We start from the raw sequence: 19,958 nt of genomic DNA, 5'->3' as shown, positions 1-19,958 counted from the left end.
TATAAGAGGCCGCTAATGCGTATCGCGATACCGAACAAGGGCCGGCTCCACGATCCGGCAGTCGACCTGCTGGACCGGGCGGGCATCCACGTGGTCGACGGCGAGGACCGACAGCTATACGCCGACACGGTCGACCCCGAGATCACGATCCTCTTCGCGCGGGCGGCGGACATCCCCGAGTACATCGCCGACGGTGCGGCCGACCTGGGGATCACCGGCTTCGATCAGGCCCAGGAGGCCGACTGTGACGTGGTGAAGCCGCTTCTGGACCTCGAATTCGGCCAGTGTCGAATCGTCGTCGCTGCTCCCGAGGACGGGGACATCACGGACATCCATGACCTGGACGGCAAGACTGTCGCGACGGAGTTCCCCCATATCACGGAAAAGCACTTCGCGGCGGCCGGGGTTGACGCCGAAATCGTGGAAGTCTCCGGTGCGACCGAGCTCACCCCCCACGTCGAGATGGCCGATGCCATCGTCGACATCACCAGCACCGGGACGACCCTCGCGGTCAACCGCCTCGCGATCATCGACGAGGTCCTGGAGAGTTCAGCGCACCTCTTCGCCCACGAGGACGTGCTGAACGACCGGAAGACTTCCGAGATCGACCGCGCGCTCGAATCCGTGCTTGCGGCCGAAGACCGCCGCTATCTCATGCTGAACGCGCCGGCGGCGAACCTCGAACGGATCAAAGAAGTCATTCCAGGGATGGGCGGCCCGACCGTGATGGACATCGCGGACTCCGATCAGGTCGCGATCCACGCCGTAGTGCCGGAGAGTGAGGTTTTCCGGGCGGTTACCCGACTCAAAGCAGAAGGGGCGACGGACATCCTCATCACCGAGATCGAGCGACTCGTCGAGTAACTACTCGAGCAGGCCGAGTTCTTCCAGCCGAGAGACGATCTTGTCGACGGCGTGTTCGGCGTCTTCGGGGCGCTTTCCGCCCGTGATGACCAGCTTGCCGCTGCCGAACAGCAGGGCGACGACTTCGGGCTCGTCCAGCCGGTAGACCAGCCCGGGGAACTGTTCGGGCTCGTACTCGATGTTCTCAAGGCCCAGGCCGATCGCGATGGCGTTGAGGTTGAGCTGGCGGCCAAGATCGGCGCTGGTGACGATGTTCTGGACGACGATCTCGGGCTCCTCCTCGACCTGAATGCTGAGGTCCCGGAGCTTGTCGAAGACGATGTGCAGGCTCTCGTGGACATCATCAGTGCTTTTCGCGCCGGTGCAGACGATCTTGCCCGAGCGGAAGATCAGCGCCGCCGACTTGGGGTCCTGGGTCCGGTAGACCAGTCCGGGGAACTGTTCGGGGTCGTAGTCGGCCCCTTCGAGATCCATGGCGACCGACTGGAGATCGAGCTCTTGCCCGATCCCGGTCGAGGCGACCACGTTCTCGATGTTGATGGTTTCCTTGGGATCAGTCATGTGCGTTTTAAACTTGTATTTAAGGCTTATAAATATTTGTAGTCGATGGCAGGTGTTCACGGGAACTGATGGGTTGCTCGGGCCGGACCGACACGCTCAGGAATGTCGCCGCACATCGATCGAGCGTGTACGTCCTTGAGTTCGCCGGCGAGGACGACCCGTTCGCGGCCGCGGAGGCCAGAGCGGCGGCCACGGACGTCGAGATTCTCGCGCCGGGGCTCGGGCGGGCCGAGACGGTGACGCCGGATCGCGCCCGGGGGCTGGCCTTCACTCGCCGGGTCAGCGAGGCCGTGGGAACGAGTTCTGGGGGACCCGAGGCGGCCGTGTCCGTGCTGAAGAGCGCGCCGCTCGACCGGTCGGGCTCGATCGCGGTCCGGGCCCGAGATGTTCGGGGCACGGCCGGGATCGACACCCAGCAGGCCGAGCGGCGACTCGGTCAGGTGCTCGTGGATCGAGGCTTTGCCGTGGACCTCTCGAACCCGGATCACACGCTCGTGGCGCTCTTTGCCGACGACCTGGCGGTTCTCGGCTGGGAGGTGCTCACCGCGGCCCGGGATTACGGCCGCCAGCCGACCGACCGACCGTTCTTCCAGCCCGGGAGCATGGATCCCCGACTGGCCCGGGCCGTCTTGAACCTTGCCGGGGTCGGTCCCGCGGATCGCGTGCTCGACCCGATGTGTGGGACGGGCGGTCTGCTCATCGAGGCGGGGCGGCTGGGCGGGACGCCCATCGGGTTCGACGCCCAGGAAAAGATGGTCCGGGGAACGCGACAGAACCTCCAGGCGGCTCTCGACGGTTCGTTCCTGGTGGCCCGAGGTGACGCGACTGCCTTGCCGCTCCCCGATGACAGCGTCGACGCCGTCGTCTTCGACGCCCCCTACGGTCGGCAGTCCAAAATCGCGACCCACGGGCTGGAAACCCTGGTTCGAGGCGCGCTTGTCGAGGCTAGACGAGTCAGTTCGCGGGCCGTGGTCGTCGCCGATCGGGCGTACGATCAGCTTGCTCGCGAGGCCGGCTGGACACTACGCGAGCGCCACGACCGCCGGGTTCACCGCTCGCTCACGCGGTTCGTTCACGTTCTGGCGCCGAGATAGTCGAGAGCAGGTGGGCGAGGTGGATCCGGTCGCTGGTACCCTGGGTCAGGTCGAACTCGATCTCGCCAGCGGTTGCGTGCAGCGTGGCGAGACGATCACCACTGTATCGGGTGCGGGCGACCGCGAGTAGCTCTTCGAGGAGTTCCTCCCCGGACCGGCCCTCCTCGACCAACAGATCATCGAGGATCGAGCGGGCGTCCGTGAACTGCCCGTCCTCGGCGGCCGCGAGCATCTCCTCGATCCGGTCGGCCAGGCCCACGTCCTGGAGGGGATCCAGGACCGCGGTCCCGACGAGTTCGCCCTGCTTCTCCGCGGCGGTCTGAGCGGCCAGGATCGCCTCCCGGAGGTCGCCTTCGGCGTAGGAGGCCAGATAGGACAGTCCCTCCTCGTCGTAGCCGACGCCTTCGGCCTCGGCGATGTTCGCGAGGACCGAGACCGTCTCCTCGCGGGTCGGGGCCCGCATGGGGATCGGGACACAGCGCGAGCGGATCGGCGAGATGAGCTTGCTCGGCTGGCGGGTCGTCAGCACGAACTGGGTCGCCTCGTAGTACTGCTCCATCACGCGTCGGAGGGCCTGCTGGAAGTCCTCCCGGATGGCTTCGGCGTTGTCCAGCAGAATCGTGTTGTACGAGCCCGAAACTGGCGGGTGGCTCGCGGATTCGGTGAGCACGTGGTTGATCAGGTCGGCCTTCGAGGAGTTGCGCTTCCGTTTGGGCGTGATGAACCGCTCGAAACGGGGGTCCTCGCTCAACTCCGCCTTGGTCATCCCGAAGAAGTCAGCGACGTTGATCTCGACCAGATCGCCCTCGGGGTCCTCGTGAGCCGCCTCGGCGAGCGCTCTGACCGCGGCCGTCTTGCCCACGCCGGCCGGTCCGTGCAGGACCAGGTTGACCGGGTCGCTCACGGCATCGGCCAGTCGCTCCCGGACCGGCTCCTGTGGCAACTCCGAGAGCTCGGGGGCGTGGCGGTCGATCCAGAGGGGCCGCTCCATCGCCGGGCACTACCCGTCCGGCGGGTAAGAATCGGTCGGTTCGGGGCCCGAAGTCCAAACGCGTTTATCCGAACCGGCCGAAGCCCCGCTATGAGTCTACGCGTCACCTTTCTGGGGACCAGCGGGGCGATTCCGACGACCGACCGCAACCCCAGCTCGGTCTTTCTGCGCCGGTCCGGCGAGGCCTTCCTCTTCGACGTCGGCGAGGGCACTCAGCGCCAGATGATGCGTTTTGGGACCGGGTTCGACGTCGATGCGGTCTTTCTGACCCACGCCCACGGCGATCACGTCCTCGGGCTCCCGGGACTCATCCAGACCTGGGGGTTCAACGGCCGCAGCGAACCGCTCGTGATCTACACCCCCGAGGGCACCCGAACCAGCGTGGTCGAGTTGATCCACGCCATCGGTCACGAGCCGGAGTTCCCGGTTTCGGTCGAAGAAGTTTCGCCGGGATCGACCATCAGAGAACGTGAGGAGTATACGATCCGCACCATCGCGGTCGATCACGACGCCCCGGCGGTGGGCTATGCCCTGGTCGAGGCCGAGCGCAAGGGTCGCTTTGACCGCGAGCGAGCCGAAGAACTGGGTGTCCCGGCTGGCCCGCTGTTCTCCAGGTTGCACGAGGGCGAGTCGGTCGAACTCGAAGACGGGACGGTCGTCGACCCGGACCAGGTTGTCGGTCCATCTCGACCGGGCCGGACGGTCGTGTACACGGGGGACACCCGACCTACTCACACGGTCGAATCTGCGGCGGAAGACGCTGACCTGTTGATTCACGACGCCACGTTCGCCGACGACGAGGCCGGTCGGGCCCGGGAAACTCGCCACTCGACGGCTCGCGAGGCGGCACGGCTGGCAGGAAAAGCCGGAGTGAAACAACTCGTGCTCACACACGTCTCACCGCGGTACGCCGGCAACACCGGGCTCCTGCTGCGGGAGGCCAGGGATGCTTTCGACGGTGAAATCGTCCTGGCCGAGGACGGCCGGACGATCGAAGTTCCGTATCCGGAGTCGGCCTAGCCGTATCGGTAGGTCATGCCCGTGCCGTTCGGCGGGTTCTCCCAGATGACGTTGTCGTAGGGGCAGGCCCACCGACAGCTGCCACACTCCAGGCAGTTCTCGTAGGCGATGAAGGGCACGTCACCGTCGCCCTCGTCGCGCCAGACGTTGGCCGGACAGACCGAGACACAGTCGTAGGTCTCACAGTCCAGACAGGTCTGTTCCTCGAAGACGCCCAGGTGGGACTCCTCGTGGTCGGTGTATTTGTTCGTGTACAGGCGATCCTCGATGCTCGGGGTCTCGACGTCGGGTGTTTTGGGGGTGCTCATGACAGGAGTTTCCGGTACTTCCAGGCGCGTTTGGCCGCGCCGGTCCAGCCGCCCAGGGCCCGAATCACCATGTTCTTGGCCCGTTTGGCGTGGGTTTCCTTCGGTTCGCGATCCTGCTTGAAGAACTCCAGTTCGGCCTCGGTGAGTGCCTTCGGGAGTTCCGTGAAGAGGAACTGCTTCTCGTCGTGGGCGAAGTCCCCGAACCAGTCGTAGTGTTCGAGGTTCTCCATGACGAAGGAGTCCTCCAGGTTCTCGGGGTAGGCTTGCAGGGCCGTGGCGTCGTACTGGCCGGCCGCGGCGGCCTCGGCGACGGCTTTGCCGGCCCAGTAACCGCTCTCGATGGCCATGTTCGTCCCTTCGAGGTGGATGCCGTTGTTGAGGACGAGGCTGGCGGCGTCGCCGACGATCACGGCTCCGTCGTGGGCCAGATCGGGGACGGCAGACGCCCCGCCCTCCGGGATGGCCTTCGCGGAGTACTCGACCAGCCGACCGCCCTTCACGAGCGGTGCGACTGCCGGGTGCTGCTTGAAGTCATCCAGCAACTCGTCGGGTTTCCGTGGGTCCTCGACGGCGTCGCTGATGCTGTAGGCGACCCCGATGGCCAGGGTGTTCTTGTTGGTGTAGATGAAGCCGCCACCGACGGCTCCACCGCAGGCCCCCTCGCCGAAGTAGTGGTGGGAGGCCCCGTCCTTCTCGCCGAGTCCGAACCGGTCCTCGATGGTCTCGCGGTCGTACTTCCGGACCTCCTTGGCCCCGATGGCGACCTCCTGGCGCTTGTCGGGTTCCTTGAGCCCGGCGGCCTCGGAAACCAGGGAGTTGCCACCCTCCGCGAGTACCACGACTGGGGCCCGAATGGCCCCATCAGGGCGGTCGGTCTCGACGCCGACGATCGGGCCGTCCTCGTCCTCACGGATCACGTCGGTCACGGTGGTCTCGGTGATCAGGGTCGCGCCGGCCTCGACGGCCTGGTCGGCGAACCACTCGTCGAAGTTCCCTCGCAGGACCATGTGCGTGTCGTTGTGCGGGGGGTCCTGCCACGCCGAGGGCCGGACCGAGAGGGACGTCTCGTCCTCGGGGGAGAGCAGGCTGAACTGCTTGCGACCGAGGTAGCGTTCGGTGGGGGCGTCCTCGAAGTCCTCGCCGACGAGGTCCCGCACTCGCGGCGTGAACATCGTGCCGCCGAAGACGTTCTTCGAACCCGGCGAGGCGCCACGTTCGAGGAGCAGCACCTCCAGGTCCTCCTGGGCCATCGTCAGGGCGGCCGCGCTGCCGGCCAGGCCCGCCCCGACGACGATCGCGTCGAAGTGATCGTCGTAGTTCGGCGTCTCGGTCATGCGGTCTCACCTCGTTTCTGCTCGATGAGTTCAGTTAGCGCGGGACAGACCTCGAAGAGGTCCCCGACGATGCCATAATCGGCGTCGTCGAAGATCGGCGCGTTCGGGTCGTCGTTGATCGCGACGATGGTCTTCGAGTCGTTCATCCCCTCGAGGTGCTGGATCGCGCCGCTGATCCCACAGGCGATGTACAGGTCGGGTTTGACCGTCTTGCCGGTCTGCCCGACTTGCCTCGCGGCTTCGATCCAGCCCTCCTCGACGGCTTCGCGGGTTGCGGCGACCTCGCCGCCGAGGGCCGCAGCGAGGTCCTCGATCGGGCCGAAGTCGCCTTCGGTACCGTACCCGCCAGCCACGACCACGTTCGCGTCGGTGATGTCCGTAATGTCTCCAACCACCCGTTCGATCATCCGGGAGTGCTGGTGGCTCTCGTCGACGACGACCTCGACCTCGGTGATCGTGCCCTCTCTGTCAGGATCGGGCTCGGCCGCGTCGAAGACGCCGGGCCGGACCGTCGCCATCTGCGGGCGGTGCTCCACGCACTTGATCGTCGCCATGGCGTCCCCGCCGAACGTCGGCCGTTTCGCCAGGAGCAAGCCCGTGTCCGGTTCGATGTCGAGTTCGGTACAGTCAGCAGTCAGCCCGGCGTAGGTCGGGACGGCCACGCGACCGGCAAAGTCCCGGCCCGTGTGGCTCCCGCCGATGAGCACGACGTCGGGGTGGCGCTCCTCGACGAGGTACCGGAACTGCTCCCCGTAGGGGCCGGGGAGGTAGGGCTCGAAGATCGGATCCTCGGCCACCAGGACCTCGTCGGCCCCGCGTTCGATCGCCTCCTCGGCGAGGTGGGTGACAGACTCGCCCATGACCAGTGCCACGAGCCGTTCGCCCTTCTCGTCGGCGAGTTCCCGGCCCTTCGCCAGCAGTTCCCAGGAGACCTTCGCGGCCTCCCCGTCGTGCTGTTCGATGAAGACCCAGACGTCGGCGTAGTCCGCAGTGTCGACTTCGCCGGGCATCTAGATCGCCCCCGCGCTTTCGAGTTCCTCGAAGAGCGTTTCGACGTCCTCGACCAGCTTCCGTTTCCGCTCGACCGGGTCGGCGGTGGCCATCCCACCCACCGAGGTCGGTGAGGCCGCGAGGCCGACCGACTCCTCGATGCCCAGGTCACTTGCGGAGTACTCCTGGGGCTCGAACTCGGTCTCGGCGTAGATCTTGCGGTGGAGGCCGGCGATCCGCGGTTCGTTCAGCCCGAAGCCGACCGCCACGACCACGGGAAGACTCGCGGCGACCTTTTCGTGGCCGCCCTCGATGTCTCGGACCGCGATCAGTTCGTTCTCCTCGGGGTTCGGTTCGAGCTCCTCGACGTAGGTGAGCTGGGACCAGTCGTTGTGCGCGGCGATCCCCGGCGGGACCTGCCCCGTCGAGGAGTCCGTGCTCTCCTCGCCACAGATCACGACATCGGCGTCGAGTTCCTCGGCGATCGAGGCCAGCGCCAGGCTCGTCGGCCAGGTGTCACTCCCGCCGAAGGCACGGTCGGTCAGCAGGACGCCGTCGTCGGCACCCAGGGCGACGGCTTCCTGCAGGACGGCCGTGGCGAAGGGCGGCCCCATCGTGACGGCGGTGACTGTTCCGCCGACCGCTTCGCGCAACTGGAGGGCCGACTCGACGGCGTTGTAGTCCGGCTGGTTCAGCACGGCCTCGGCGTCGGAGCGATTCAGCGTTCCGGTGTCCGGGTCGATCGAGACGTCGTCGGCGTCGGGTACCTGTTTGACGCAAACGACGATGTTCCATTCCTGTGACATATGAGTGTCGATGGTGGCTGCCCGGCTACGCGAATTGCTTTCCAGTCCCGTATTGTCGGTCGTACTGGCTCTTGACGGGCAAATCGTTCGCCCTCCGGCCAGTCGCGTCCCGGGTCTCTCTCACCAGTGTTGGCAAAGTTTGCGGGCATCGGCTATCAATCCACCCCTTCTTCCCGACTCGCGGCAGTGTCCGGTTCGTACACGTCCGTTCAGGACTGCCCCGGCCGGAACGAACTTATCCGGCTCGCCGCCATAGCTCTCGCCGTGAGTACGCGGACCGACGCCCTCGACGCCGTGGTCTTCGGCGTCGACGTGCAGAGCGGTGACGTGCGCGGCGACACGCCGTCTTATGCCCTCTGTGTCTTCGACGGGACGGACCTCGAACGGACGAACGTGAGCTATCACAAGCTCCTGCGCCGGGTGCAGGAGACCGAACCGGCCCTCCTCGCGACGGACAACATGTACGAGCTGGCGGCGGACAAGGACGACCTCGTCCGCTTTCTGAAACGCCTTCCCGCCCAGACCCGGCTCGTCCAGGTCACGGGCGAACAGCGCCCGGAGCCACTCTCCCGGGTGGCCAACCGTCATGGTGTCCCCTACAACTCCGATCCGATGGCCGAGGCCGAAGCCGCGGCCCGGCTCGCCGCCCGCAACGTGGGGTCTGCGGTCCGGGCGTTTACGGACCGGACGACGGTCAAAGTCTCTCGGGGCCGCTCCATCGGGAAGGGCGGGTCGAGCGAGGATCGGTACACCCGGCGCATCCACGGCCACGTCAAGACCGAGGCTCGCCGGGTCGCCTCGGCCCTGGAGGAGGCCGGCCTGGACTTCGAGCGCTCGGTCACCGAGAAGTACGGCGGTTTCTCGAATGCCGTCTTCACCGTCGAGGCCCCCATAAGCGAGATCCCGGTTTCGGGCGGTCGCTCCGGTGACACGCGCATCGAGATCGAACCGGTCGAGCGGGACGGTATCGACTTCGAGCCGCTTGTGACCCGTCGGGACCGGGTCTTCGTGGGAATCGACCCGGGGACGACGACCGCGGTGGGGATCGTCGACCTCGACGGCGAGCCCCTGGAGACCTGGCATAGCCGAACCGCGGACATGGCGACGGTTATCGAGTGGATCATCGAGCGCGGTCGACCGGTGCTGGTCGCGGCCGACGTCACGCCCATGCCCGAGACCGTCGAGAAGATCCGTCGCTCCTTCGACGCGGCGGCCTGGACGCCCACCGCGGACCTCCCGGTCGACGAGAAGCTTCACCGAACCCGAAACGCCGCTACGGCCAACGACCACGAGCGTGACGCGCTGGCGGCGGCACTGTTCGCCCACGACGACTACGCGGACACGATCGAGCGGGTGATCCGGAAGGTGCCCCGGTCGGCCGACCGGGACGAGATCGTGGGCGAGGTGATCGCCGAGGACGTCTCCGTCGAGGCGGTTCTCAGGGACCGGGCGGAACCCGAAACGGGGGCCGAAGAATCCGCCGGACCCGAGCCGGCCGAGCCCTCGCCCGAACAGCGCCGGATCAACGACCTTGAGACCCAGGTCGACCGGCTGCAATCTCACGTGGAGGACCTCAAGGGGCGCCTCGATACGAAAGACGAGACGATTTCGGATCTGCGGGACAAGCTCTCGGACGCCAAACGCGAGGAACGCACCGAGGCCCGGACCAGGCGGGAGGTGTCGAAACTCCGCTGGGAGAACGACCGCCTGGAGGCCGAACTCGACGAACAGCGCCGGGCCCGAGAGACCCTCGAAGAGAAACTCGAACGGCTGAAGGCCCTCTGGAAGCTCGATCACTCGAACTTCGCCGACGTGGCCCAGGAGGGGCTGACCCCGGTGAAGGTGATCGAGAAGTTCACCGTCGAGGCCATCGAGACCGCCGACGCGGCCTACGGCATCGCGGCGGGGGACGTGGTCTACCTGCGTGATGCCTCCGGGGCGGGCCGCCGGACGGCCGAGCGACTGATCGAGCACGAACCCCGGCTGGTCGTTCGGAACGGCGGGATCTCGGACGTGGCCGATCAACTGCTCTTCGAGGCCGACGTGCCAGTCGCCCCCGCCGAGATGGTCACGATCCAGGAGGTCGACGAACTGGCGGTCGCCCGCGAGGACGACATCGAGGCGGCCATCGCGGACTGGGCGGACCGGGCCGAGGAGCGCTCCCGCTCGCAGAACGCCGCGATGGTCGATCAGATCATCTCCGAGCACCGGGCGGACCGCCGGGACGCGGACCCGAGCGAACTGCTCGACTCCTGAGTGCTTTCAGAAATACTAACCCGCCGGGCCGTTTCCGGGGCTGTATGGATACGTTCGACCTCCTGACGCGGAACGCCTCGGAGGTGGTTACCGAGGAGGAGCTTCGGGACCTGGCCGCCGATCCCGACGGGAAGCGGGCCTACGTGGGCTATGAGCCCTCCGGCGTGCTCCACCTGGGCCACCTGCTGACCGCGAACAAGCTCATCGACCTGCAGGAGGCCGGGATGGAGGTCGTCGTGCTGCTGGCGGACGTCCACGCCTATCTCAACGGCAAGGGCACCTTCGAGGAGATCCAGGCCACGGCCGAGCAGATGCAGGCCCAGTTCGTCGCCTACGGGCTCGACCCCGAGCAGACCGAATTCCGGTACGGCTCGGAGTTCCAGCTCGACGAGGAGTACGTGCTTGACGTGCACGCCCTGGCGGTCGACACGTCGCTCAACCGGGCCCAGCGTGCCATGGCCGAGATCAAGGGCGACGAGACGGTCACGGTCTCACACGTCGTCTACCCGCTCATGCAGACCCTGGACATCGAGTATCTGGATCTGGATCTGGCCGTGGGCGGGATGGACCAGCGCAAGGTCCACATGCTCGCTCGCGAGGGCCTGCGCAGCCTGGAGTATGACGTGCGCCCGGCGATTCACACCCCGATTCTCGGTGATCTGGAGACCGGCGACGGGAAGATGTCCTCCAGTGCGGGGCTGACCATCTCCATGGAGGACTCCCGCGAGGACCTCGAGGAGAAGGTCAACGCGGCGTTCTGTCCGCCGACCCGGGATCCCGAGGGCGACCTGGTCAATCCGGTCCTTCAGCTCTACCAGTACCACGTCTTCCCCCGCTTCGAGACGGTGCGGATCGACCGCCCCGAGGAGTACGGCGGCGACCTGGTCTATGACTCGTTTGAGGCGCTCGCGGCCGATCTGGAGTCCGGTGAACTCCACCCGGCCGACGCGAAGTCCGGGCTGGCTTCCCACCTCGACGAACTCATCGCACCCGGCCGGGAACGACTGCAAGAACTGCGCGCCTGATCAGAATTCGGGCTCGATTTCGCCCGCTGTGGGTTTGTCCCCGGTTCGGACTGCTTCGAGCAACGACTCGACTCGCTCGGCGATCTCATCGCGGATCTCTCGGACCACGTCGAGTGGCTGCCCGCCCGGGTCCGGAAGCCCCCAGTCGCGGCTGTCGCCCCGCCAGGTGGCCGGGCAGACGTCCTCGGCCGAACAGCCCATGGTAATCACGTAATCCATCGCCATGACCGTCTCGCGGGGGAGTTTTCGGGGTCGGTTCTCCGAGATGTCAATTCCCGTCTCGGCCATGGCCTCGATCACCACGTCGTGGACCGCCGCGGCGGGGTCGGTGCCACCGGAGTGAATCTCGATCCCGTCGAGGCCGCTTTCCGCGACGGCCCGCCTGGCGAACGCCGCAGCCATCTGGCTCCGGCCGGCGTTTTCGACACAGACGAAGGCGATCCGGGTGGGCTCGCTCATCGTTGTCCCTTGGGTGGCCTGGACTAAAGGGATGCTCCCATGGGTGGTCGCCCGGGCTCGTGTGATTGGGTTTAAGCGTTTGTGTCGCCAATCCGGAGTCATGAGCGAGAACGAGCGTGGCCGAACTGACCTCAGGATGCCCGACGAGGACGAGGTATTCGCGGTGGTCGAGAACATGCTCGGAGCGAACCGGGTGCAGGTCCGGTGTGCCGACGGCGTCGAGCGCACTGCCCGCATTCCGGGCCGGATGCAGAAACGGATCTGGATCCGCGAGGACGACGTAGTCCTGGTCGAACCCTGGGACTGGCAGGACGAGAAGGCCGACATCGCCTGGCGATACGAGAAAAGCGAGGCCGACCAACTCCGCGAGGAGGGACACATCCAATGACCCGTGACTGAGTTCGTCGAATCGAGCGACTCCGCCGAGTGGGAGGAGATCGAGGTCCGGGACACCGAAGCCGACCGGATCGCGCGCCGACAGGACCGGGAGTTCTCCGAGTTCCGGAAACGGCTGAAGGACACCGAGCAGTTCAAAGTCGAGGGCTCGGTCTTCGATGATGCCACCTACGCGGCCCTGTACAAACTCGTTCAGGACGACTACCTCCAGGCCTTCGGGGGCCCGATCTCGACGGGCAAGGAGGCAAACGTCTACGAGGCCATCGGGGAGGACGGGGAGACCGTCGCGGTGAAGGTCTATCTCACGACGACGAGCAACTTCCAGCAGATGAGCGACTACCTGGCCGGTGACCCCCGTTTCGAGGGGATCAGGGGCACGACCACGAAGGTCGTCATCGCGTGGGTGCGCAAGGAGTTCGCCAACCTGCGTCGGGCGAGGGAGGCCGGGGTGGCCGTCCCCGACCCGATCGCCGTCCAGCGCAACGTCCTCGTGATGGAGTATCTGGGCGACGAGGACGGGCCGGCTCCAACCCTCGACGAGGTCGAGATCGAGAACCCCGAGACTGCCTTCTCGGTCGTCAGGGAGTACATGCGACGGCTCTACGACGCGGGCCTGGTGCATGGCGATCTCAGCGAGTACAACCTGGTCGTCCACGACGGTCAGATCACCGTGATCGACGTGGGGCAGGCGGTCACCGTCCACCACCCGAACGCCGAGGACTTCCTCGAACGGGACTGCAAAAACGTCGCCTCGTTTTTCGCCGATCTGGGCGTGGACGTCACGACGGACTCGTTGCGGGCGTATCTGGACGCGGAAGCGTCCCCGCCGTAGGCTGGCGGAACGAACGCTTAAACCCGCTGAGTGGCTACGTCCGCCCATGCAACACGTGAAGATTCCGACGGAGCGGATCGGGGTCCTCATCGGCGAAGGAGGTGAGACGGTCGAGACCATCGAGCGACTGGCGGAGGTCGAACTCACCGTCGACTCCGAGAACGGGGCCGTCCGCGTGGAGTCCGTGGGGGACTCCGTGAAGGCCATGACGGCGACGGACATCGTGGAGGCCATCGGCCGGGGCTTCTCGCCGGAGGAGGCACTCACACTGCTTGACGACGAGTTACGGATGTTCGACGTCATCGACATCGAGCGGGCCGCCCGGAACGACAACGACCTGCGACGCCAGAAGGGCCGACTCATCGGTGAGGGCGGACGGACCCGCGAACTGATGGAGGAGTTGACCGGGGCGAGCGTGGTCATCTACGGGTCGACCATGGGGATCATCGGCCAGCCACGCGAGGTCGAGATCGTGCGAAGCGCCGCGGACATGCTGCTCGACGGCGCGCCTCACGGCGCGGTGTACTCCTTCCTGGAGCGAAAGCGCGTCGAGGAGCTGAAAAGCCAGGGCATGGATTACCACGAGTACTCGGATTAATTGCCCGGATTTCCTTCTAAAGGGACGGGCCATGTGAGTGGGTTACAAACTTCTGGGGCGCTGGGCCGCCGGTCTTCGTGCTCGTCCAAAGCACTTATATAGAATGGCAAAACAACTCCCTCTCGAACATGGCACAGATGGGTAATCAACCCCTCATCGTTCTCTCCGAGGAGTCCCAGCGAACATCCGGCGAAGACGCACAGTCGATGAACATCACGGCCGGCAAGGCCGTCGCCGAGTCCGTCCGCACGACACTCGGCCCGAAAGGCATGGACAAGATGCTCGTCGACTCGACGGGCAACGTCGTGGTAACAAACGACGGCGTCACCATCCTGAAGGAGATGGACATCGAGCACCCGGCGGCCAACATGATCGTCGAGGTCGCCGAGACCCAGGAGAACGAGGTCGGTGACGGCACCACGACCGCCGTCATCGTCTCCGGCGAACTCCTGAAGGAGGCCGAGAACCTGCTCGATCAGGACATCCACGCCACCACGCTGGCCCAGGGGTACCGCGAGGCCGCCGAGGAGGCCAAGGACCTGCTGGAGGAGCAGGCCATCGAGATCTCCACGGAGGACACCGAGCACCTCGAACAGATCGCCGCGACGGCGATGACCGGCAAGGGTGCAGAAACCGCCAAGGACACTCTCTCCTCGCTCGTCGTCTCGGCCGTCCAGTCGGTCGCCGACGAGACCGGCATCGACACGGACAACGTGAAAGTCGAGAAGGTCGTCGGCGGCTCCATCGACAACTCCGAACTGGTCGAGGGTGTCATCGTCGACAAGACGCGCGTCGACGAGAACATGCCCTACGCGGTCGAGGACGCCAACGTCGCGCTCGTCGATTCCGGGCTGGAGGTCGAGGAGACCGAGATCGACACCGAAGTCAACGTCACCGACCCCGATCAGCTCGAGGAGTTCCTGGAGCGCGAGGAAGCCCAGCTCCGCGAGCTGGTCGATGCCCTCGTCGCGGTCGACACCGACGTGGTCTTCGTCGACGGCGGTATCGACGACATGGCCCAACACTTCCTGGCTCAGGAGGGCATTCTCGCCGTCCGGCGGGTCAAGTCCGACGACATGACTCGCCTCGCCCGCGCGACGGGTGCGACCCCGGTTTCCAGCGTCCGTGACATCACCAGCGAGGACCTCGGGCAGGCCGGTTCGATCGCCCAGCGCGATGTCGGCGGTGACGAGCGCATCTTCATCGAGGACGTCGAGGAAGCCAAGTCCGTCACGATGATTCTGCGGGGCGGCACGGAACACGTCGTCGACGAGGTCGAGCGGGCCATCGAGGACTCGATGCACGTGGTTCGGGTCACCCTGGAGGACGGCAAGGTCGTCCCCGGCGGTGGCTCCCCCGAGACCCAGCTCGCCCTGGAGCTTCGGGACTTCGCGGATTCGGTCGGTGGGCGCGAGGCGCTGGCCATCGAGCACTTCGCCGACGCGCTCGAGGTCGTCCCGCGCACCCTGGCCGAGAACGCGGGTCACGACCCGATCGACTCCCTGGTCGACCTGCGCAGCCAGCACGACAGCGGCTCGACCGGTGCCGGGCTGGACGCCTACACGGGCGACGTGGTCGACATGGAAGGTGAAGGTGTCGTCGAACCCCTCCGCGTGAAGACCCAGGCGATCGAGTCCGCCACGGAGGCCGCCGTGATGATCCTCCGCATCGACGACGTGATCGCCGCCGGCGACCTCAAGGGTGGGGCCGTCGACGGTGACGATGACGACGACATGCCCGCTGGCGGCCCCGGCGGTGCCGGTGGCATGGGCGGCGGCATGGGCGGCATGGGCGGTATGGGTGGCATGGGCGGCGCGATGTAGGAGACGACCGCAGGGAGTCTCCGAACAGGCGAACGGGCGCGATTTGCCCGTGAGCCGGGAGAGGTCGAAGACCTCTCCGAACTGACGAGCGGGCGTCAGCCCGCTCCCCTGCCACTCGCCCAGAATCGACGCAGCGACTGAAATCCACCTGCGGCCCGGAATTCTCCCGTTCGATCGCTTCTCGTTCGAAAACAGGCCCGCGAATCGAATTCTACTCCCTATAAGTACGGGCTCGTCAAAGCTACTGGTATGCCAGCGCGCACGACGCGCCTCTTGAACGGTGACCAGGTCGACCGCGAGATGCCCATGGACGAACTCATCGGTGGTGTCGAGGACGCGTTTCGGGCCTACGAGCTCGGTAACGCCCAGATGCCAGCGAAGTCCTACGTGGACCTCCGCAAATACAACGGCGACTTCCGCTCGATGCCGGCCTACCTCGAGACCGAGGACTGGGACGCGGCCGCGATCAAGTGGGTCAACGTCCACCCGGACAACCCCGAGAAGTTCGACCTGCCCACGGTCATGGGCACGGTCATCTACAGCGATCCCGAGACGGCCTACCCGCTCGCGTTGATCGACGGGACGGTCCTCACGAAAAAGCGCACCGGCGCGGCCGCCGGCGTCGCGACCGACTACCTCGCCGTCGAGGACGCCTCCTCGATGGGGCTCATCGGGGCCGGGATCCAGGCCTACACCCAGCTCGAGGCCGTCGCGACGGTTCGGGACATCGAGGAGGTCGTAGTCTCGGACGTCGACGACGAGGCCGTCCAGGCCTTCATCGATCACTTCGAGGACCGATTCGACGTTCGCGGCGGCTCGATCAGCGAGGCCGCGAGCTGTGACGTGCTCTCGACGGTGACACCCGTCCGGGAGCCGATCGTGAGCGCCGCGGACGTCGGCGAGCACACCCACATCAACGCCATGGGGGCCGACGCCGAGGGCAAGCAGGAACTGGCCGACGACCTCATGGGCGACGCCACGATCGTCATCGACGACTACGAGCAGTGCACCCACTCGGGGGAGATCAACGTCCCGTTCCACGAGGGGGTCATCGACGACGCGGACATCTACGGCGAGATCGGCGAGATCGTCGCCGGGAACAAGCCCGGCCGCGAGGGCATCGACGGTGTCACCGTCTTCGACAGCACCGGCCTGGCGATCCAGGACGTCGCCGCGGCTCACGTGGTCTACGAGCACGCGACCGAGGAAGGAATCGGGACCGACTTCGACCTGCTCGGCGTCTAACTACTCCAGGAGAATTGCCGGACGGAACGGTTCTGCCTGTTCGGCTTTCGACGCCTCGGTTTCTGACTCGGGGACGACCGCGACTGTCGCGTCGTAGGTCCGGGCGAGGAATCGGGCCGCTTCTTCGTACAGGTCAGTCTCGTCGATCGCCGAGAGCGCCTCGATCTCCTCGTCGCTGCGTTCTCGCACCACCTCGATCAGACTTCCCACGAGGTCGTTGACGGCCTCGCCTTTTTCTCGGAGCTCGGGATCGGACATGACCTCGCTCATCGCGGCGCCCTGATCGGGGCCGGTTTCGAGCACGGTCTCGAAGACCCGGTGTTTCCAGTCCGCGGCCAGGAAGAGTCGGATCTCCGTGGGGTCGGTGCCGGTGACGTCCACGATGTCACGCACGTCCTCGGTGACGGCCTCGATCAGTCGCTCTTCGGTCTCGACGACCTCGCTCTCCAGGCTGGGGTCCGGCTCCGGCCAGGCGGCGTCCTCGACGGGCTCGCCGACAAGCTGCTCGTGGAGTTCGTTCGTCATGAACGGGATGATGGGTGCGAGCAGCCGCAGCCGGGTCCGGAGGACCTCCGCGCGGGTCCAGCGTGCGCCGGGACGGTCGAGGTCGGTGCGCTTGCGGTACCAGCGCAGCACCTCCTCGAGCTGGTAGAAGGCGTCCTGGCTCGCGTGCCGCGTACTGAATCCCTCCATCGCGTCGGTCACCTTGCGGATCACGCCCTGTAGCTCGGAGAGCAGCCAGCGGTCGATGCGCTCCAGTTCCGGCTGGGTCTCGGGCACCTCGCTCTGGATGATCTCCTGGGCGCGTCGCCAGAACCCGGCGAGCTGGTCGCGGGTCCCCTGCACGTCCTCGGCCCGCCAGTCGTAGTCCTGCCAGGGCTCCGCGGAGTTCAGCAGGAAAAAGCGGACCGTGTCCGCGCCGTACTCCTCGATGGCGTCGGTCGGGAGGACGACGTGGCCCTTCGAGGAGGACATCTTCGTCCCTTCGAGCAGGCCCATCCCCATGATGGTGATGCCCTGGGGCCACTGGGGCTCCTCGAAGAGTTCGGCGTGATGGAAGAGATAGAAGGAGAGGTGATTCGAGATGAGGTCGTTCGCGGAGCAGCGGTAGTCCACGGGATACCAGTAGTCCCACTCCTCGCGCAGTTCGAGGGCCCGTTCGTCGGGGGTTTCGACCGCGTCCGGCCCGTAGAACAGCGTGTCGAAAAAGTCCCGGGTGAGATCCTCGGTGGGCACGTCTTCGATCCGGTGGGCGATGGTGTAGTAGGCCATGTAGATCGTCGAGTCCGAGAGGGGCTCGATCACGAAGTCCTCGTCCCACGGGAGTTTGGTGCCCAGCCCGTAGTTGCGGATGCAGGGCCACTCGTTGAGCCAGTCGATCGTGTGGTAGTACTGCTCCCGGGTGTTCTCCGGGATCGCGTCCATGTTCCGGACGATCTTGCGAGTCTCTTCCTTCCAGTCCTCGTCGCTGTAGCGCAGGAACCAGGTCTCCTGTTTGGCGACCTCGACTGTCCCGCCACACCGACAGACCACGTCCTCGGAGAACTCGTGCATCGTATCGAAGGCCCCCTGGGACTGGAAGTGCGCGGCGAGTTCGTCCCGGACGTCCTCGATTACTTCGCCGGCGTACTCGTCGTACATCGCCTTGAGCTGGCCGGCGTGGAACTCCCGGTTGTACACCTGCTGGGTCGCCTCCTCCAGGGCCGGGTCGTCCTGGCTTTCGATGCCGAACTCCTCGACGGCGTCTTTGGCCGGGAACTCGCCGTAGCCCTCCACGTCGATGATCGACCGGGGCTCGATGGCTTGGACTGCTGCGGGGTCGATACCGTACTCGGCCATTCGCTCCGTGTCAGCCTTGGCCGCCTGGAGGGCCACCCAGTCGTCCGGACTGTGGGCCGGGACGGACATCACGATCCCCGTGGCGTTGTCCGGATCGACGAACGCGGCCGGGAGGATCAAGACTTCCTCCTCGGTGACCGGGTTGGTGACGGTCTCGCCGACTAGCTCCTCGCCGGCGAACTCGCGGTTGACGATGACCTCCCGTTGCTGGAGTTCGAGTTTCTCCACGGCGGCCGTCGAGACGATCCAGTCCTCGCCGTCGACCGTCGCCTCGACGTACTGGCCCTCCGGGAGGATGTAGGCGTTGGTGACTCCCCTGACCGTCTCGGGTCGCAGGGTGGCCATGGGGATGGTCGCCCCGTCGTGACCGAACTTGATGAGCGTGTACTCTTGGAACTCGGCCTCCTCGCCCTCCAGGATGTCGTGGGTCGTGACCGGGTTTTCCTCCTCGGTGCAGTACTTGACCGGGTGCAGGCCCTTCTCCAGGCGACCCCGGTCCCGCAGGGTCTCGTACTGCCAGGTGATGAACTTCGAGTAGCGCTCGTCGTTGGTGGTGAACTCCCGCCGCCAGTCGATCGAGAGTCCCAGGGACCGCATGTTCGTCTTGTAGTGGTTCTCGATGAAATACCGGGCAAAGCCCATCGGCGTCTCCAGGGATTCGAGTTCCTCCTCGGGAACGTTGTAGGTGTCCCGCAGGACCGAGAGTTGCTCCTCCTCGCCCTTCTGCAGGCGGTTCACCGCGCCGACGATGGGCGTGCCGGTGACGTGCCACCCGATTGGGAAGAGGACGTTGTCCCCCTGCAGGCGGCGATAGCGGGCGTACACGTCCGGGACCGTGTACGTGCGGGCGTGTCCGATGTGCATCCCCCCGCTCGGGTAGGGGTAGGGCACGGTGACGAAGGTCGCCTCCTCGTCGTCCGGATCGGCCTCGTACCGGCCGCGTTCCGCCCAGCGCTCCTGCCACTTCCGCTCGATGTCCCGGGGGGTGTAGTCCATACCAATGGGTCTCGCGGCCGCTCTAAAATGGCTTGTGACACGGCCGGCCAAAACCAGCGCCCGGTCGTTACTCGATCTCGATGGTGTGTGATTCCTCGCTTCCCTCGGCCTTGGGGAGACAGACGGTGAGAACGCCGTTCTTGAACGACGCCTCGACGGCCTCGGCCTCGACCGGCTCGGGGAGGCTCACCCGCCGATCGATGGAGCGCTCGCTGCGCTCCTGGCGAATGTAGCGTCCCTCGTCGGCTTCCTCGGTTTCCGTTTTCCGCTCGGCACAGATGTGCAGTTGATCGTCCAGCAACTCCACGTCGATGTCCTCGCTCTCGAATCCGGGCAGGTCCGCCGTTACCTCGTAGGCGTCCTCGAACTCCGCCAGGTCGACCTTGAGCCGGCCTGGCCAGGCCGATTCCAGGGACTGTATCTGGTCGACGTCCTCGAACTGGTTGCTCATGCGCTCGAGCAGTCGCTCGATCTCCTCGAAGGGGTTGGATCGTCGGGTCATGCACCCGAAACTACGTGTC

General features: G+C 66.1%; 19 protein-coding genes. 10 read left to right on the top strand and 9 right to left on the bottom strand.

Going from position 1 to position 19,958, the window contains the following annotated elements:
• Window positions 1-15: 15 nt before the first annotated feature.
• Window positions 16-864 (top strand): ATP phosphoribosyltransferase, encoded by an 849-nt coding sequence (gene hisG / locus RH831_RS02230; RefSeq protein ID WP_310552643.1) that lies wholly within the window; start codon window positions 16-18, stop codon window positions 862-864.
• Here hisG and RH831_RS02225 read toward each other — a convergent pair whose 3' ends face one another.
• Complete coding sequence (locus tag RH831_RS02225) at window positions 865-1,425, bottom strand: TATA-box-binding protein (RefSeq protein ID WP_310552642.1); 561 nt, start codon at window positions 1,423-1,425, stop codon at window positions 865-867.
• A gap of 125 nt (window positions 1,426-1,550) precedes the next feature.
• Between RH831_RS02225 and RH831_RS02220 the strand changes: the two genes are divergently transcribed.
• Window positions 1,551-2,519 carry a methyltransferase domain-containing protein gene (locus tag RH831_RS02220; RefSeq protein WP_310554129.1) on the top strand — a complete coding sequence of 323 codons (969 nt, stop codon included), beginning with the start codon at window positions 1,551-1,553 and terminating at the stop codon, window positions 2,517-2,519.
• Here the strand turns inward: RH831_RS02220 and RH831_RS02215 are convergent.
• Entirely contained in the window at window positions 2,485-3,510 is a 1,026-nt protein-coding gene (locus RH831_RS02215) for an AAA family ATPase (protein ID WP_310552641.1), read from the bottom strand. The two genes, RH831_RS02220 and RH831_RS02215, sit on opposite strands and share 35 nt — an antisense overlap.
• A gap of 90 nt (window positions 3,511-3,600) precedes the next feature.
• On the opposite strand from RH831_RS02215, the gene rnz reads away from it, so the two are divergent.
• On the top strand, window positions 3,601-4,530 hold the full coding sequence (gene rnz / locus RH831_RS02210) for a ribonuclease Z (RefSeq protein ID WP_310552640.1): 930 nt from the start codon (window positions 3,601-3,603) through the stop codon (window positions 4,528-4,530).
• Here the strand turns inward: rnz and RH831_RS02205 are convergent.
• The 4 genes from RH831_RS02205 to RH831_RS02190 are packed head-to-tail and all read right to left on the bottom strand — an operon-like array spanning window position 4,527 to window position 7,968.
• Window positions 4,527-4,838 carry a 4Fe-4S dicluster domain-containing protein gene (locus RH831_RS02205; protein WP_310552639.1) on the bottom strand — a complete coding sequence of 104 codons (312 nt, stop codon included), beginning with the start codon at window positions 4,836-4,838 and terminating at the stop codon, window positions 4,527-4,529. The two genes, rnz and RH831_RS02205, sit on opposite strands and share 4 nt — an antisense overlap.
• Entirely contained in the window at window positions 4,835-6,172 is a 1,338-nt protein-coding gene (locus RH831_RS02200) for an FAD-dependent oxidoreductase (RefSeq protein ID WP_310552638.1), read from the bottom strand. The genes RH831_RS02205 and RH831_RS02200 overlap by 4 nt, the downstream gene beginning before the upstream one ends.
• Entirely contained in the window at window positions 6,169-7,182 is a 1,014-nt protein-coding gene (locus RH831_RS02195) for an electron transfer flavoprotein subunit alpha/FixB family protein (RefSeq protein ID WP_310552637.1), read from the bottom strand. The genes RH831_RS02200 and RH831_RS02195 overlap by 4 nt, the downstream gene beginning before the upstream one ends.
• Window positions 7,183-7,968, bottom strand: a complete 786-nt coding sequence (locus tag RH831_RS02190) for an electron transfer flavoprotein subunit beta/FixA family protein (protein WP_310552636.1) — start codon at window positions 7,966-7,968, stop codon at window positions 7,183-7,185. It lies immediately after the preceding gene.
• A 264-nt stretch (window positions 7,969-8,232) separates the two neighbouring features.
• Between RH831_RS02190 and RH831_RS02185 the strand changes: the two genes are divergently transcribed.
• Entirely contained in the window at window positions 8,233-10,224 is a 1,992-nt protein-coding gene (locus RH831_RS02185; RefSeq protein WP_310552635.1) for a DUF460 domain-containing protein, read from the top strand.
• A 44-nt stretch (window positions 10,225-10,268) separates the two neighbouring features.
• Window positions 10,269-11,249: a tyrosine--tRNA ligase gene (locus RH831_RS02180; protein ID WP_310552634.1), complete on the top strand. Its 981-nt coding sequence runs from the start codon at window positions 10,269-10,271 to the stop codon at window positions 11,247-11,249.
• Here RH831_RS02180 and RH831_RS02175 read toward each other — a convergent pair whose 3' ends face one another.
• On the bottom strand, window positions 11,250-11,708 hold the full coding sequence (locus RH831_RS02175) for a low molecular weight phosphatase family protein (protein WP_310552633.1): 459 nt from the start codon (window positions 11,706-11,708) through the stop codon (window positions 11,250-11,252).
• Window positions 11,709-11,808: 100 nt separating this feature from the next.
• Between RH831_RS02175 and eif1A the strand changes: the two genes are divergently transcribed.
• The 5 genes from eif1A (at window position 11,809) to RH831_RS02150 (ending at window position 16,602) form a co-directional block, all read left to right on the top strand.
• A complete protein-coding gene (gene eif1A, locus RH831_RS02170) occupies window positions 11,809-12,096 on the top strand; it encodes a translation initiation factor eIF-1A (protein ID WP_310552632.1) in 288 nt (95 codons plus the stop codon).
• A gap of 3 nt (window positions 12,097-12,099) precedes the next feature.
• The gene (gene rio1, locus RH831_RS02165; RefSeq protein WP_310552631.1) at window positions 12,100-12,936 is read left to right on the top strand and encodes a serine/threonine-protein kinase Rio1; all 837 of its coding nucleotides are present in this window, start codon (window positions 12,100-12,102) and stop codon (window positions 12,934-12,936) included.
• A gap of 46 nt (window positions 12,937-12,982) precedes the next feature.
• Window positions 12,983-13,534 (top strand): pre-rRNA-processing protein PNO1, encoded by a 552-nt coding sequence (locus RH831_RS02160; RefSeq protein ID WP_070364157.1) that lies wholly within the window; start codon window positions 12,983-12,985, stop codon window positions 13,532-13,534.
• Between the two features lie 137 nt (window positions 13,535-13,671).
• Complete coding sequence (gene thsA / locus RH831_RS02155; RefSeq protein WP_070365884.1) at window positions 13,672-15,357, top strand: thermosome subunit alpha; 1,686 nt, start codon at window positions 13,672-13,674, stop codon at window positions 15,355-15,357.
• Window positions 15,358-15,606: 249 nt separating this feature from the next.
• Window positions 15,607-16,602 (top strand): ornithine cyclodeaminase family protein, encoded by a 996-nt coding sequence (locus tag RH831_RS02150; protein WP_310552630.1) that lies wholly within the window; start codon window positions 15,607-15,609, stop codon window positions 16,600-16,602.
• Here the strand turns inward: RH831_RS02150 and leuS are convergent, their stop codons facing one another.
• Together leuS and RH831_RS02140 are read right to left on the bottom strand one after the other, a co-directional pair.
• Window positions 16,603-19,437: a leucine--tRNA ligase gene (gene leuS / locus RH831_RS02145; protein ID WP_310552629.1), complete on the bottom strand. Its 2,835-nt coding sequence runs from the start codon at window positions 19,435-19,437 to the stop codon at window positions 16,603-16,605.
• A 67-nt stretch (window positions 19,438-19,504) separates the two neighbouring features.
• Window positions 19,505-19,939, bottom strand: a complete 435-nt coding sequence (locus RH831_RS02140) for an Hsp20/alpha crystallin family protein (protein ID WP_310552628.1) — start codon at window positions 19,937-19,939, stop codon at window positions 19,505-19,507.
• Window positions 19,940-19,958: the final 19 nt, after the last annotated feature.

Source organism: Halodesulfurarchaeum sp. HSR-GB (assembly GCF_031432215.1).
In the GTDB taxonomy this organism is placed as follows: domain Archaea; phylum Halobacteriota; class Halobacteria; order Halobacteriales; family Halobacteriaceae; genus Halodesulfurarchaeum.
The sequence above is the reverse complement of the archived record's forward strand: the minus strand, read 5'-3'. Positions and strand labels throughout refer to the sequence as shown.